The sequence below is a fragment of the Bradyrhizobium sp. Leo170 genome (assembly GCF_004296405.1).
Classification (GTDB): Bacteria; Pseudomonadota; Alphaproteobacteria; order Rhizobiales; family Xanthobacteraceae; genus Bradyrhizobium.
Window position 1 is genome coordinate 1 of sequence record NZ_PSRR01000254.1, and the last position, 12,679, is coordinate 12,679.

Consider the following 12,679-nt stretch of genomic DNA (forward strand, 5'->3'; position numbering starts at 1 on the left):
CGTTCTTTCCTTCTCCCCTTGTGGGAGAAGGTGGCGCGAAGCGCCGGATGAGAGGTTGTCTCCACGGCGACGGTATGTCCGGAGAGAACCCTCACTCAGCGATCGCCAATCCTAGACGTGCTGGCCACCATTGATGTGGATTTCGGCGCCGTTCACGTAGGAACTGGTTTCCGTGCACAGGACATAGATGATCTTGGCGACTTCGTCGGGCGTGCCCAGGCGATGCATCGGGATCTGCTGCTCGACGATCTTCTCGGTGCCCGGCGACAGGATCGAGGTGTCGATCTCGCCCGGCGCGATCGAGTTGACACGGATGCCGACGCGCCCGAAATCGGACGCCATCTCGCGCGTCAGCGCCGCGAGCGCCGCTTTCGAGGTGGCATAGGCCGCGCCCGCGAAAGGATGCACGCGGGAGCCCGCGATCGAAGTGACGTTCACCACGGCACCCCTGGCGGTCTTCAATTCGTTGATCAGCCCGCGCGCCAGCATGATCGGCGCGAAGAAGTTGACGCGGAAGACATGCAGCCAGGTGTCGATATCGGTGTCCATAGTACCGAGCCGCGTGCCGCCCGGCCCCTTGGGCGAGATCGCGGCATTGTTGACGAGCGCGTGCAGCTCGTCGTTCTCCAGCCGCCTGCGGATTTCTGAGATCGCGCGCACGGTGTCGTCATGGTCGCCGAAATCGACCTCGATGTGATCCTCAGGTCCGGCGCCCCAGGGGCAAACTTCCGGAAAGGCGTGCCGCGAGCAGGTGATGACGCGCCAGCCGGCCGAGGAGAAGCGGATCGCGGTAGCATGGCCGATGCCGCGGCTGGCGCCGGTCAGGAGTAGCGTGCGCCGCGGCGCGTTCGATGTGTTCGGCATTGGACGGCTCTCTCGTTCTTCGTCATGCCCGGCCTTGTGCCGGGCATCCACGTGTTCGGACTGGCTCGAAACTGAGACGTGGATGGCCGGGACAAGCCCGGCCATGACGGTCTGAGTTTTACGGATAAAGCCTTACTTTGGACCAGGCCTGGCTTGGGCCCTCGCGGCGGAATTCGATGCGGTCGTGCAGGCGGTAGGGACGGTCGTGCCAGAACTCGATGCTGACAGGCGTGATGCGCCAGCCGCTCCAGCCTTGCGGGCGCGGCACCTCGCCGATTACATATTTCGCGGCGACTTTCGCGATCGCCTGCTCGAAGGCGAAGCGGCTCTCCAATGGTTGCGACTGCTTGCTGGCCCAGGCGCCGAGCTGCGCCTGCTTCGGGCGCGTCGCGAAATAGTCGTCGGCCTCGGCGTCGCTCACCGGCGACACGTTGCCGCGGATGCGCACCTGACGGCGCAACGATTTCCAGTGAAATAGTAAAGCGGCCTTAGGATTTGCGGCGAGTTCGCGGCCCTTGGCGCTGGCGATGTGGCTGTAGAACACGAAGCCGTCCGCGTCATAGCCTTTCATCAGCACCATCCGCGCGTCCGGCAGCCCGTCGGGATCGACGGTTGCGAGCGCCATCGCGTTGGGATCGTTCGGCTCGGACTTGGCTGCTTCGGCAAACCATTCGGCGAACAGCGCAAATGGTTCTTCCGCGGCGGTAAAATCACCCGATGTTAACGGTGTAGGGTGTTTGATGGAGGTCGTGTCTGTCATGTCAGGAGTCCAGCGTTGCGTCCGTCGGCCTCAGAGCGCGCGTTACTCGCCCTATATAGGACGTCCTTATATAGGGCATGGGGACGCGTTGGCCTATCGGCGATCCGCCCGGCGGGGACGGTGATGACATTGGTTCTAATCGGCCTCGGGGCCGGCGGTTGCGCCCTGTCGCGCGGGGACAGTTTCGCCCGGCTGGACGACAAGGACTTGACGGGTGCGCTCGGCGCGACCCAGGTAAGGGCATCGGCGCCGACCGACAGCGACCTCGCCTTTGCCCGCAACGCCGCCTCCGACGTGCTGACCAAGGGCGACAAGGATTCCAGCCAGGCCTGGGAAAATCCCGAGACCGGCGCGCGCGGCTCGGTGACGCCGCTGTCTCAGGCTTACGCCGCCGAGGACGGACGGACCTGCCGGGATTTCCTGGCGAGCTACGTCAACGGCCGGACCGAAAGCTGGCTGCAGGGCGCCGGCTGCCGGACCGGACGTGGGCGGTGGGAGATCCATAATCTGAAACCTTGGCGATCCTGATCGCTGAAAGCAGTTGCAAAAATGCCACTGCGTCCCCAAATGACACTGAAGTGGGCGACAAGCCCGAAAATTTCAGGTCTGATTTCCCGTGAAGGAGACGTGACGGATGCGCGACCCCTATGAGGTCTTGGGGGTGCCGCGGGGCGCCAGCGCTGCCGCGATCAAGAGCGCCTATCGCAAGCTCGCCAAGAAGCATCATCCCGACAGCAACAAGAACGATCCGAAGGCTGCCGAGCGTTTTGCCGAGATCAACTCGGCCAACGAAATCGTCGGCGATGAGGAGAAGCGCAAGCAATTTGACCGCGGCGAGATCGACGCCGAGGGCAAGCCGCGCTTCCAGGGCTTCCCCGGTGGAGGCTTTGGCGGTGGCGATGCGCGCGGTCATGCTGGTCCGGGCGGGTTCGAAACCTATACGTTCCGCAGCGGCGCCGGCGGCGGCACGGGCGGCGGCGCCGCGGGCTTCGAGGACATCCTCAACAGCATGTTCGGCGGCGGTGCGCGTGCGCGCAGCGGCGGCACCCAGTTTGAATTCGACACCGGTGGTGTCGGCCTCGACCTCGACCTCAGCGTCGCCATGACGGTGTCGCTGGAGGAGGCGGTGAAGGGCGCCGAGAAGCGCGTCCGCCTGCCGACCGGCAAGGAACTCAACGTCAAGATTCCCGCCGGCGTCAGCTCCGGCCAGCAGATCCGGCTGAAGGGGCAGGGCGAGACGGCGCCCGGCCATCGCCCGGGCGATCTCCTGATCACCGTGACGATCGCGCCGCATCCCTTCTTCAAGGTCGACGGCAACGATCTCAGGATCGAGCTGCCCATCACACTGTACGAGGCGGTGCTGGGCGGCAAGGTCCGCGTGCCGACGCTTGGCGGCGCGGTCGAATTGTCGATCCCCAAGAACACCTCAAGCGGGCGCACGTTTAGGCTGAAGGGCAAGGGCCTGCCGAAGTCGGGCGGCGCGGGCGACCTCTATGCCACCACCCGCATTATCCTGCCCGACGGGAACGATGCGGAGCTGGAAGCATTGATGCAGAAGTGGCGCGACCAACATCCTTACAATCCCCGCAGCGATCTTGGCTGAGGGTGCGGCCTCGAGAGGGGGACCAGCGCTATACCAAACCCCAATCGAGGCCGCGAGCGCCGATCGGCGGATCGAGCGCTGCGCGATAACGCGGGAACATCCGGTGCGATTCTGAGACGCGCCGATGTCCTTATTCCAGATTTTCGATGACGGAATTGGGACGTCGGGCGAGTGTGGCTATTGCATCACGAACGTCCGCGAAATGCGGGCGTTTTCGCAAAACCCGGTATCATCCGGTCTTTCGAATCCGTGTACGCGAACTACATAAGGTCGTGCGATGGCGCTTTGCGCTGTCGCAGCCCTCCTTGGGCGTTTCCTCCCTAGACTTGGGCCGCTTGCTGTCGCAGGTGGCCCTTTTTTCTCAGCCCCAGCACACGACCCCGTAGCCCGGATGAAGCGAAGCGCAATCCGGGACCGTTCGATCAGCGCACGATCCGCTAAGTTGCCCCACGCGAACTCGCCCCGGGTTGCGCTACAAGAAGAGCGGTCGTTGGTGTAAGTACGTCATCATGGTCCGGTATCGGCGCAACTTCCTCCCTGGCGGGACCTTTTCTTCACCGTGACGCTGGATGATCGCAGCTCGTCTGCACTGGTGGACCATGCCTCGCTGTTGCGCGCGGCGTTCCGAAAGACCCGCAACGAGCGCCCCGTTTGTTCTCGATGCCGTGGTTGTTCTTCCCGATCACCTGCATGCCATCATGACCCTGCCTGAGGGGGACGCGGATTTCTCGGACCGATGGCGCCGAATCAAGTCAGCCTTCGCAGCGTCGCGGCCGCGGGCGTCCCGCTCTCACGTGACCACCGCGGCGAATACGCTCTTTGGCAGAAGCGCTTCTGGGAGCACACGATCCGCGACGAAAGCGATTTCGAGCGCTGCGCCGATTACATCCATTTCAATCCGGTCAAGCATCGGCTGGTCGGCTCACCAGTCGATTGGCCGTTCTCCTCGCTGCATCGCTATGTTCGCGCTGGAATATTGCCCCGGGACTGGAGCGGATCTGGTGAGGCGGATGGTGGGAACTTTGGAGAGCGAGCGGATTAACCTGCACGCAGCCCCTGTAGCCCGGGTGGAGCGCAGCGCAACCCGGGGCAGGTAGCGCAGCGCGCGACTCCGTTCCCAGGTTGGAGAGGCTATCCCCGGGTTACGCTGCGCTCCACCCGGGCTACAAGGGCGCTCCCGCTCCGAGCTACCCGCCGTTCTTTTCCATCTGGTCGTAGACGGCTTGCGCGATCTGGGTCAGGCGGTTGCGGTCGCTGCCGCCGCTGACGACATAGCCGACGCCGCGGTCGGCCCAGAACAGCGCGCCTTCATTCCCGTGCGTGGCGTAACGCATCTGCGTGGTCTCGGCCTGCGCCTTGGAGGCGTAGACCGTGAAGCGCTCGCCGGAGGCGCTCTCATACATCAGGAAGGAAGCCGGCCGCCCGGTCGGGCCGGGCAGCAGCCGGCCGCCAACCAGCTTCAATCCCGCCGCCGACATATCCGGCGCGCGCACGTCCCAGCCGCAGCGCTTGGTCAGCCAGGCCTGGAGATGGGCGCGCTCATCGCCGGGCACCTCGACCGGATGGCGGACCTCGACCACATAGAGCCGGTGCGCGTCCATCGCATCGAGCGTGAAGCTCTGCAGCGGCGAGGGCGTGGCTGCCGCGCCATGCGCGATCCAGCCGACGCCGCCGCCGGCGATGAACGCCAGCAGCGTCGCGGCAATGGCGCCATAGACCAGCTTGCGCGGCTGACGCACGAGCTGCTCGATCTCGAGCCGCTTCGGCACCGCTTCGTCGGCGACCGAATCGTAGCGCGCGTGCAGCACGTCGGCCATGGCGAGCCACGACCGCACCCGCTCGGCGTCATCAGGGTGCGCTGCCAGCCACGCCTCCACATCGCCGCGGCGCTCCGCCGGCAATTCGTTGTCGACATAGGCGTGCAGCTCGTCCTCGGTGACGGGAATCCTGGGGTTGGTCATCGCAGTCGTCTCTGTCTAATTCTCAAGAAAAGAAATCGCCTCAACCTGATGTCATGGCCATGCACAACGCCTGCCATCACTTCACCCGCCTCAGCGCCGTCGCCCGTTCGCCCTCGAGGAAGGCTTTAACGTGGGCGCGTGCGCGCGCAAGCCGGGACATCACGGTGCCGATCGGCACGCCCTGGATGTCGGCGACCTCGCGGTAACTCAATCCTTCCAGCATCACCAAGAGCAGCGCCGCGCGCTGCTCTTCCACCAGCGTCGCCAGCGCGCGGGCGATGTCGCGGCCTTCGGCTTCCGTGCCGCTGGCGTCCGGATTGTTGTCCAGCAGCGGCATGAATTGCGGCCGCCGGGCCAGCGAGCGGCGGCGGTTCTTGTTGAGGTTGGTCAGGATCGTATAGAGCCAGCTTCTGACGTCGCCGCCGAGGAACAGCCGCTCCGAGCGCAGCGCCCGCACCAAGGTGTCCTGCACCAGGTCGTCGGCGATATCCGCATCGCGCGCGAGCGCCCGCGCGTAGCGGCGCAGCGCCGGGATCATGGCTTCAACACTCTGCCGGAACGCGGTCATGACACCGGAATCTTCATCCTGCTTCGGCTCGGACGCCTACTCAACATAACACCTGAGTGACGTGGCTATTCCTTGTAGCGATTTGTAGCCCCGGGTTGCGTTTCGCTCCACCCGGGCTACAGGATCGGGCAAGATGGCCGTGAAGGGGGCTGTACCGCGGTGGAGCGCTGGTGTACCTCCGAATACCAAATCCAACGCGGGAGTGGACAGCGGATGGCACAGAAATCGGGTCTGATGCAGGGCAAGCGCGGCGTGATCCTTGGCGTCGCCAACAATCGCTCGATCGCCTGGGGGATCGCCAAAGCCTGCCACGACGCCGGCGCAGAGATCGCGCTCACCTGGCAGGGCGATGCCCTGAAGAAGCGGGTCGAGCCCTTGGCGAAGGAATTGAACGCGCTGCTGCTCGGCCATTGCGACGTCACTGACGCTGCGACCATCGACGCGGTGTTCGACGTCGTCAGGGAGAAGTGGGGCAAGATCGATTTCGTCGTGCATGCGATCGCCTTCTCCGACAAGGACCAGCTCGACGGCCGCTACATCGAGACCACGGCGGAGAATTTCTCCAAGTCCATGCTGATCAGTTGCTACTCGCTCACCGCGATCGCGCAGCGGGCCGAGAAGCTCATGACCGACGGCGGCTCGATCATCACGCTGACCTATTACGGCGCCGAGAAGTGGATGCCGCATTACAATGTGATGGGCATCGCAAAGGCGGCGCTGGAAGCGAGCGTGCGCTATCTGGCCGCCGATCTCGGCGAGACGAACATCCGCGTCAACGCGATCTCGGCAGGTCCGATCAAGACGCTTGCGGCCTCCGGCATCGGCGATTTCCGCTACATTCTGAAGTGGAACGAGTACAACGCGCCGATGCGGCGCACGGTCACGATCGAGGAGGTCGGCGACAGCGCGCTCTATCTGTTGTCCGATCTCTCGCGCGGCGTCACCGGCGAGGTGCATCACGTCGATTCCGGCTATCACATTGTCGGCATGAAGCGTCCCGATGCGCCTGACATTTCGTTCGCCAAGGAATAGCTGCGCGTCGATAGCAATGCCAACAATCTACTACATCCGCCATGGCGAGACGGCATGGAACGCGGAAGGCCGGCTTCAGGGCACCCTGGATATTCCGCTGAACGATCGCGGGCGCGCGCAAGCGTCCCATGCCGGCCATGTGCTCGCCGACCTGCTCACGCGCGACGGATATGACAGGGCATCGCTGCCCTACGTTTCGAGTCCGCTCGGACGGGCGCGCCAGACCATGGAGCTGGCGCGCCGCGCGCTGGAATTGCCGCCCGGGGATTATTCGCTCGACGACCGGTTGCGCGAGATCGGCTACGGTGTCTGGGAAGGCTCGACGCTGGCGGAGATGCGACTCGCCGATCCCGAACTCTACGCCAAGCGCCAGACCGCGAAGTGGACGATGGCGCCCGACGGCGGCGAGACCTACGCCGCGGTGCAGCTTCGGGTGCGCGACTGGTACGACTCGCTCCTGGCCGACACCGTCACTGTGGCCCATGGCGGCACCTGCCGCGCCCTGATGGTGTCGCTCGGGATCGAAACCCCTGATAGCGCCGCGGACCTCTACATCGAGCAAGGCGCCGTCTATGTGTTTCGCGACGGCGGGCTGGTGAAGTATAGTTAAGGCGCTCGTAATTGAGCGGTCATTCCGGGGCGGTCCGCAGGACCGAACCCGGAATCTCGAGATTCCGGGTTCGATGCTTTGCATCGCCCCGGAATGACAGCCTGCCGCGTTTGACCGTGGTGTCCCCACGCGTTACGACAAGTCAGTATTGACTTACGAGTTAGGCGACGAATGTCCCATAACACCTTCGGCCATTTGTTCCGGGTCACGACCTTTGGCGAGAGCCACGGGGTCGCGATCGGCTGCGTGGTCGACGGCTGTCCGCCGCTGATCCCGCTGACGGTTGAGGACATCCAGCGCGATCTCGACCGCCGCCGCCCGGGGCAGTCCCGCTTCACCACCCAGCGCCAGGAGCTGGATGTGGTGAAGATCCTGTCCGGCGTGATGGCCCATCCGGAGACCGGCGTGCAGGTGACGACGGGCACGCCGATCGGCCTCCTGATCGAGAACACCGATCAGCGCTCGAAGGACTATTCCGAGATCAAGGACAAGTTCCGCCCCGGCCATGCCGACTTCACCTATGAGGCCAAATACGGCCTGCGCGATTATCGCGGTGGCGGCCGCTCCTCGGCGCGCGAGACCGCGACCCGCGTCGCCGCCGGCGCGATCGCGCGAAAGGTCCTGCCGGAGATCAAGATCCGCGGCGCGCTGGTGCAGATGGGCCCGCACAAGATCGATCGCGACAAGTGGGATTGGGACGAGATTGGCTGTAACCCGTTCTTCTGCCCGGACAAGGACAAGGCGGCGTTCTTCGAAGACTATCTCGATGGCGTCAGGAAAAAGGGTTCATCGATCGGCGCGGTGATCGAGGTCGTGGCCGAGGGCGTGCCGCCCGGGCTCGGCGCGCCGATCTACGCCAAGCTCGATAGCGAGCTGCGGCCGCGATGATGAGCATCAATGCGGTGAAGGGCGTCGAGATCGGCGCCGGGTTCGGCGCGGCCGAATTGTCGGGCGAGGAGAACGCCGACGAGATGCGCACCGGCAATAACGGCGTGCGTTTCCTGTCCAACAACGCCGGCGGCATCCTGGGCGGCATCTCCACCGGCCAGCCGGTGGTGGTACGTTTTGCGGTGAAGCCGACCTCCTCGATCCTGTCGCCGCGGCTGACCGTGGACCGCAGCGGCACCGACACCGATATCATGACCAAGGGCCGCCACGACCCCTGCGTCGGCATTCGCGCCGTGCCGGTGGGCGAGGCGATGATGGCCTGCGTGCTCGCCGATCATTTCCTGCGGCACCGGGGACAGGTTGGATAGAACCTGACAAGACAGAGGCCGTGATGCAGATCGACATCAGGGGGATCGCGGACTGGCTGATCGACGGCGCGAGGTCGACCCCTGTTGTCACCGACATGATCTCCGAACTGTGCGGGCGCCTGGTCGCGGCCGGCATCCCGCTGTGGCGGGTCGGATTCTTCATCCGGACGCTGCACCCCGAAATCTATGGGCGCAACTTCATCTGGAAGCCCGGCGAGGCCGTCGTCGTCGGCTCGGTTGACTACGACATCAAGCAAACGCCGGAGTTCATCGCAAGCCCACTTGCGATCGTCTTCGGCGAGGTCAGGGAGGTGCGGTGCCGAACCGACGATCCCGAAAGCCGGCGATTTCCCTTCCTCGACGACATGCGCGCGGAAGGCGTGACCGACTATGTGGCGATCCCGCTGCGATTCATCGACGGCCGCACGCACGCCTCGAGTTGGACCACCAAGCAGGCGGGCGGATTTACCGACGAGCAGCTCACCGCACTGCGATCGGTCCTGCCGGCGCTGACGCGTCTGATCGAGGTGATCGGCCTTCGCCGCGTCGCTGCGACCTTGCTCGACACTTATGTCGGCAACCGCGCGGGTGCGCGCATCCTCGATGGTCAGATCCGGCGCGGGCACGGCGAGACCATGCACGCGGCGATCTGGCTGTCGGACTTGCGCGGCTTCACTGCATTATCGGATCGGCTTCCGGCCGAGACCGTCGTCGACATGCTCAACCGCTATTTCGACTGCCAGGTCGCCTCGATCCGCGCCCGTGATGGCGAGGTGCTGAAATATATGGGCGATGGATTGCTCGCGGTTTTCCCGATCGATGAGTATGTCGGGGATGCGCAACAGGTCTGTTCGCACGTGTTGGAAGCCGCGCAGGACATGCGGGCCAGCGTCGAGGCGCTGCGGTATCCGGTCGGCGACGTCGTCGAGCGCTTCCGTTTCGGCGTTGCGCTGCATGTCGGAACAATTCTCTATGGCAATATCGGCGGCGGCAACCGGCTCGACTTCACCTGCATTGGCCCTGCGGTGAATCTTGCCGCGCGACTGGAGAAGATCGCCGGCCGGCTCGGCCGCACCGTCGTGGCCTCCGAAGGCTTCGCCGGCATCTGCCGCGGCGGCTGGGATGATCTCGGCGAATTTCCGATCGCAGGCTTCTCAAAGGCCCAGCGCGTCTATGGCCTGGCGGGCGATGCGTCGCAAATTCATTCGTAGCCCGGGTTGCGCTGCGCTCCACCCGGCTACGTCTGCGGCTGGCAGCAAGCTATTCCTCCGGCTCGGTCGTAAACAACAGCGGATAGCCCTTAGCGCGGCCGGCATCGGTGGCGCGTGTCGCCTTTGTCTCGGCGACGTCCTTGGTGAAGACCGCAACCACGCAGACGCCGCGCTGGTGTGCGGTGAGCATCACCTTAAAGGCCTGGTCCTCGGTCATGCGGAATTCCGCCTTCAGCACGGTGACGACGAATTCGCGCGGCGTGTAATCGTCGTTGATCAGGATAACCTTGTGCAGGCGCGGCCGTTCGACCTTGGTCTTGACCTTGGTTTTCGGGGTGGTGACGGTGTCGCTCATGGCGCGGCACTTCCTGCTGCTCTGCGAACAGAAAAGAATATCGCCTTCCCGGCAATCCCGGAACCGGCGGTTTTTGCACAGGCTCCTTGCAGGAGCGGGACGATCGCGGGCAAACGACAAAACCTCGCCAAAATCGGGGCAAGCACAAGGCCAAGCTTTAGATTTGGACGGAAGGCTAACCTGAATGTGAAGGACAAATGATGTTCGCCCTTTGCGCGGCGCAGTTTGCGTGTCACCATTGTTGACGTTCGACGGGAGGGCAGCTCATGCGCTGGTATGTCTCGATCGGGGTTGTGCTTGTCGCAGGCTGGCTTGTCGGCGGCGATGGGGCCGGCATCGCCGCGCCCGGGCCGGGCAACCAGGGCACCCGCCCGGTGGCGGAGAAGGACGCGAACCCCACCGTCGATGTCGAACTGATACTGGCCGTCGACGTCTCCTATTCCATGGACATGGACGAACTCGCGATCCAGCGCGAGGGCTACGCGCAGGCAATCGTATCGAAGGAATTCCTGCAGGCACTGAAGGCCGGTCCGAACGGCAAGATCTCGGTGACCTATTTCGAATGGGCCGCTTCCTCTGATCAGAAGATCATCATCCCCTGGCGGCTGATCGACGGCCCGGAAACCGCCGATGCCGTTGCCGCCGAGATCATGAAGACGCCGATCCGCCGGGCGTCGCGGACCTCGATCTCGGGTGCGATCAATTTCGCGGTGCCGCTGTTCGACGAAGATCCGTATCGCGGCCTCAGGCGCGTGATCGACATTTCCGGCGACGGCCCCAACAACAACGGCGCGCCGGTCTCGACCGCGCGCGACGCGGCGCTGGAGAAGGGCATCGTCATCAACGGCCTGCCGATCATGGTGAAGGAGCCGTCCTATTCCACCATGGATATCGACAATCTCGATCAATATTACGAGGACTGCGTGATCGGCGGTCCCGGCTCTTTCGTGGTGACGATCAAGGAGCGTGAAAAATTCAAGGAAGCGATCCGCACCAAGCTGCTGATGGAGGTCGCCGGCCGCACGCCGGAGCGCAAGATCGTGCCGGTGGCCGAAAAGGAGCCGCGCGTGAGCTGCATGATCGGGGAAAAGATCTGGCAGGATCGGTGGGGAAGGTAGGTTTTCTTCCGTAGGGTGGGCGAAGCGCAGCGTGCCCACCATCCACGTTCGGTGCAAGAACGGTGGGCACGCTGCGCTTTGCCCACCCTACGATTCTATGACGCCTCGCGCATCACCTGTTCGGGTGCACGGCGCAGCGAGTTCGGCAGGGCGGGGCCTGTGCCGAAGCGCATGATGATGTCCGGGCGCCGCTCGCCAAGCCCCATGACCGCAGCGAATTGCGAGCGGACCGCGGCCACCTCGACCGGTTGATTGACGAACGCATATTTCAGTCCGAGCGCGGTCGCCTGCAGTCCGAAACGCTGGCAGGCGCGGCCGACCGCGATCCAGTGAGCCTTGTCGCTGGCATCGGATGCAAGGACGACGACACCCGCTGAACTTACGATCTGCTCGCGGTACTTCTTGTTCTCTCCCTCTTCGGTCAGGAAGAAGCCGAGAAGCGGTCGGGCAATCCACGCGGGCAGCGCGGGATTTCCGGAGCAGCGCGAGAACAGTCCGTCCATCCTCGCCATGGCGTCGGCTTCGCTGAAGCGCAGCCAGCGTCGCAGTTCGTCCATGAATGCCTTGTCGCGCATCTGTGCCGAGTTGCCCTGAACGACGTAATCGGCGACGTCTGCGATCCCGGCCCGGTCGCTTATCATGATGGTCGAGACGCCGGGCTCCCGACATGCGCTCTCCAGCAGGCGCAGCGTCTCGGGTGAAACGGGCTTGCCGTCATAGATCGTGCGGCTGCTCTGGCGAACCGTGATCGCCTCGGCGAGCGGCGAGCGCGAGGAGGGGGCTGCTTCCAGATCGATCACGATCTCGTCGCCCTCGGCGACAGCATTCGCCTTGAGTCCAAGCATCGAGGCTGCCAGCACGAGGTTTTCCGCGGCGCATCCCAGGCTGACGAAGAGATGGTGGTCGTCCGGATCGACCACGGCGCATCTCCGCGTGAAGTCCGGCGCAATGACGATTCTGTCGGCAGCCGCGGTGAAGGTCCAGGGCTGCGTGTTGTGGCTGTTGGCTGCCAGGCTCGCAAAGCGCACGAGTTCTCGGTTTCGCGGCGTGGACCGCAACGGCGCTCTGACGATGCCGGCCGCCTCCTCATACGTCATTGCTGCTGCTCCTGCCTGCGACGACGGGCCTATGATCGCCGCCGCGCCAAGCCCAAGCGCGGTTCCGAAGATCTGTCGTCTATCGATGAGCATCGACCCGCTTCCAACCAAATTTCGCACGGAAGCAGTTAGCGCAACCGGGAGCCGGGGCCGTTGACCGAGGTCAAGAGTTCGTTGTGCTACTACGCAAAGGAGCCCGCGGCATTTCTTCCCTTCTCCCCTTGGCGTGCATGCAATGCGCGAC

At 64.3% G+C, this 12,679-nt stretch carries 12 protein-coding genes and 2 pseudogenes; 8 read left to right on the forward strand and 6 right to left on the reverse strand.

The window, feature by feature from the left end:
• Positions 1-111: 111 nt before the first annotated feature.
• Positions 112-864 carry an SDR family NAD(P)-dependent oxidoreductase gene (locus CWO89_RS31345; RefSeq protein WP_130582381.1) on the reverse strand — a complete coding sequence of 251 codons (753 nt, stop codon included), beginning with the start codon at positions 862-864 and terminating at the stop codon, positions 112-114.
• A gap of 118 nt (positions 865-982) precedes the next feature.
• Positions 983-1,624, reverse strand: coding sequence for a pyridoxamine 5'-phosphate oxidase (pdxH, locus tag CWO89_RS31350; RefSeq protein WP_130582382.1), 642 nt, complete (start codon positions 1,622-1,624; stop codon positions 983-985).
• A 123-nt stretch (positions 1,625-1,747) separates the two neighbouring features.
• On the opposite strand from pdxH, the gene CWO89_RS31355 reads away from it, so the two are divergent.
• The 3 genes and pseudogenes from CWO89_RS31355 (at position 1,748) to CWO89_RS31365 (ending at position 4,269) form a co-directional block, all read left to right on the forward strand.
• The gene (locus CWO89_RS31355; RefSeq protein WP_130582383.1) at positions 1,748-2,152 is read left to right on the forward strand and encodes an RT0821/Lpp0805 family surface protein; all 405 of its coding nucleotides are present in this window, start codon (positions 1,748-1,750) and stop codon (positions 2,150-2,152) included.
• Between the two features lie 106 nt (positions 2,153-2,258).
• Complete coding sequence (locus CWO89_RS31360) at positions 2,259-3,227, forward strand: DnaJ C-terminal domain-containing protein (RefSeq protein WP_130582384.1); 969 nt, start codon at positions 2,259-2,261, stop codon at positions 3,225-3,227.
• A 509-nt stretch (positions 3,228-3,736) separates the two neighbouring features.
• Positions 3,737-4,269, forward strand: a pseudogene (locus CWO89_RS31365) (REP-associated tyrosine transposase).
• A gap of 145 nt (positions 4,270-4,414) precedes the next feature.
• On the opposite strand, the gene CWO89_RS31370 reads toward CWO89_RS31365, so the two are convergent.
• Together CWO89_RS31370 and CWO89_RS31375 are read right to left on the reverse strand one after the other, a co-directional pair.
• A complete protein-coding gene (locus tag CWO89_RS31370) occupies positions 4,415-5,188 on the reverse strand; it encodes an anti-sigma factor family protein (RefSeq protein ID WP_130582385.1) in 774 nt (257 codons plus the stop codon).
• A 76-nt stretch (positions 5,189-5,264) separates the two neighbouring features.
• On the reverse strand, positions 5,265-5,756 hold the full coding sequence (locus tag CWO89_RS31375) for a sigma-70 family RNA polymerase sigma factor (protein ID WP_027578930.1): 492 nt from the start codon (positions 5,754-5,756) through the stop codon (positions 5,265-5,267).
• 213 nt (positions 5,757-5,969) lie between these two features.
• Here CWO89_RS31375 and fabI point away from each other — a divergent pair, with 213 nt between their 5' ends.
• From fabI to CWO89_RS31395, 4 genes and pseudogenes are all read left to right on the forward strand, one after another.
• Complete coding sequence (gene fabI / locus CWO89_RS31380) at positions 5,970-6,788, forward strand: enoyl-ACP reductase FabI (RefSeq protein WP_130582386.1); 819 nt, start codon at positions 5,970-5,972, stop codon at positions 6,786-6,788.
• A 10-nt stretch (positions 6,789-6,798) separates the two neighbouring features.
• Positions 6,799-7,398 (forward strand): histidine phosphatase family protein, encoded by a 600-nt coding sequence (locus CWO89_RS31385; protein WP_130582391.1) that lies wholly within the window; start codon positions 6,799-6,801, stop codon positions 7,396-7,398.
• A 171-nt stretch (positions 7,399-7,569) separates the two neighbouring features.
• A pseudogene (aroC, locus tag CWO89_RS31390) lies at positions 7,570-8,654 on the forward strand (chorismate synthase).
• A gap of 23 nt (positions 8,655-8,677) precedes the next feature.
• The gene (locus CWO89_RS31395; protein WP_463702975.1) at positions 8,678-9,865 is read left to right on the forward strand and encodes an adenylate/guanylate cyclase domain-containing protein; all 1,188 of its coding nucleotides are present in this window, start codon (positions 8,678-8,680) and stop codon (positions 9,863-9,865) included.
• Between the two features lie 49 nt (positions 9,866-9,914).
• Here CWO89_RS31395 and clpS read toward each other — a convergent pair whose 3' ends face one another.
• Positions 9,915-10,220, reverse strand: a complete 306-nt coding sequence (gene clpS / locus CWO89_RS31400) for an ATP-dependent Clp protease adapter ClpS (protein ID WP_130582388.1) — start codon at positions 10,218-10,220, stop codon at positions 9,915-9,917.
• 266 nt (positions 10,221-10,486) lie between these two features.
• Here clpS and CWO89_RS31405 point away from each other — a divergent pair, with 266 nt between their 5' ends.
• A complete protein-coding gene (locus CWO89_RS31405) occupies positions 10,487-11,338 on the forward strand; it encodes a DUF1194 domain-containing protein (protein ID WP_130582389.1) in 852 nt (283 codons plus the stop codon).
• A 95-nt stretch (positions 11,339-11,433) separates the two neighbouring features.
• On the opposite strand, the gene CWO89_RS31410 is transcribed toward CWO89_RS31405, so the two are convergent.
• Positions 11,434-12,528, reverse strand: a complete 1,095-nt coding sequence (locus CWO89_RS31410) for an Acg family FMN-binding oxidoreductase (RefSeq protein WP_130582390.1) — start codon at positions 12,526-12,528, stop codon at positions 11,434-11,436.
• Positions 12,529-12,679 lie beyond the last annotated feature (151 nt).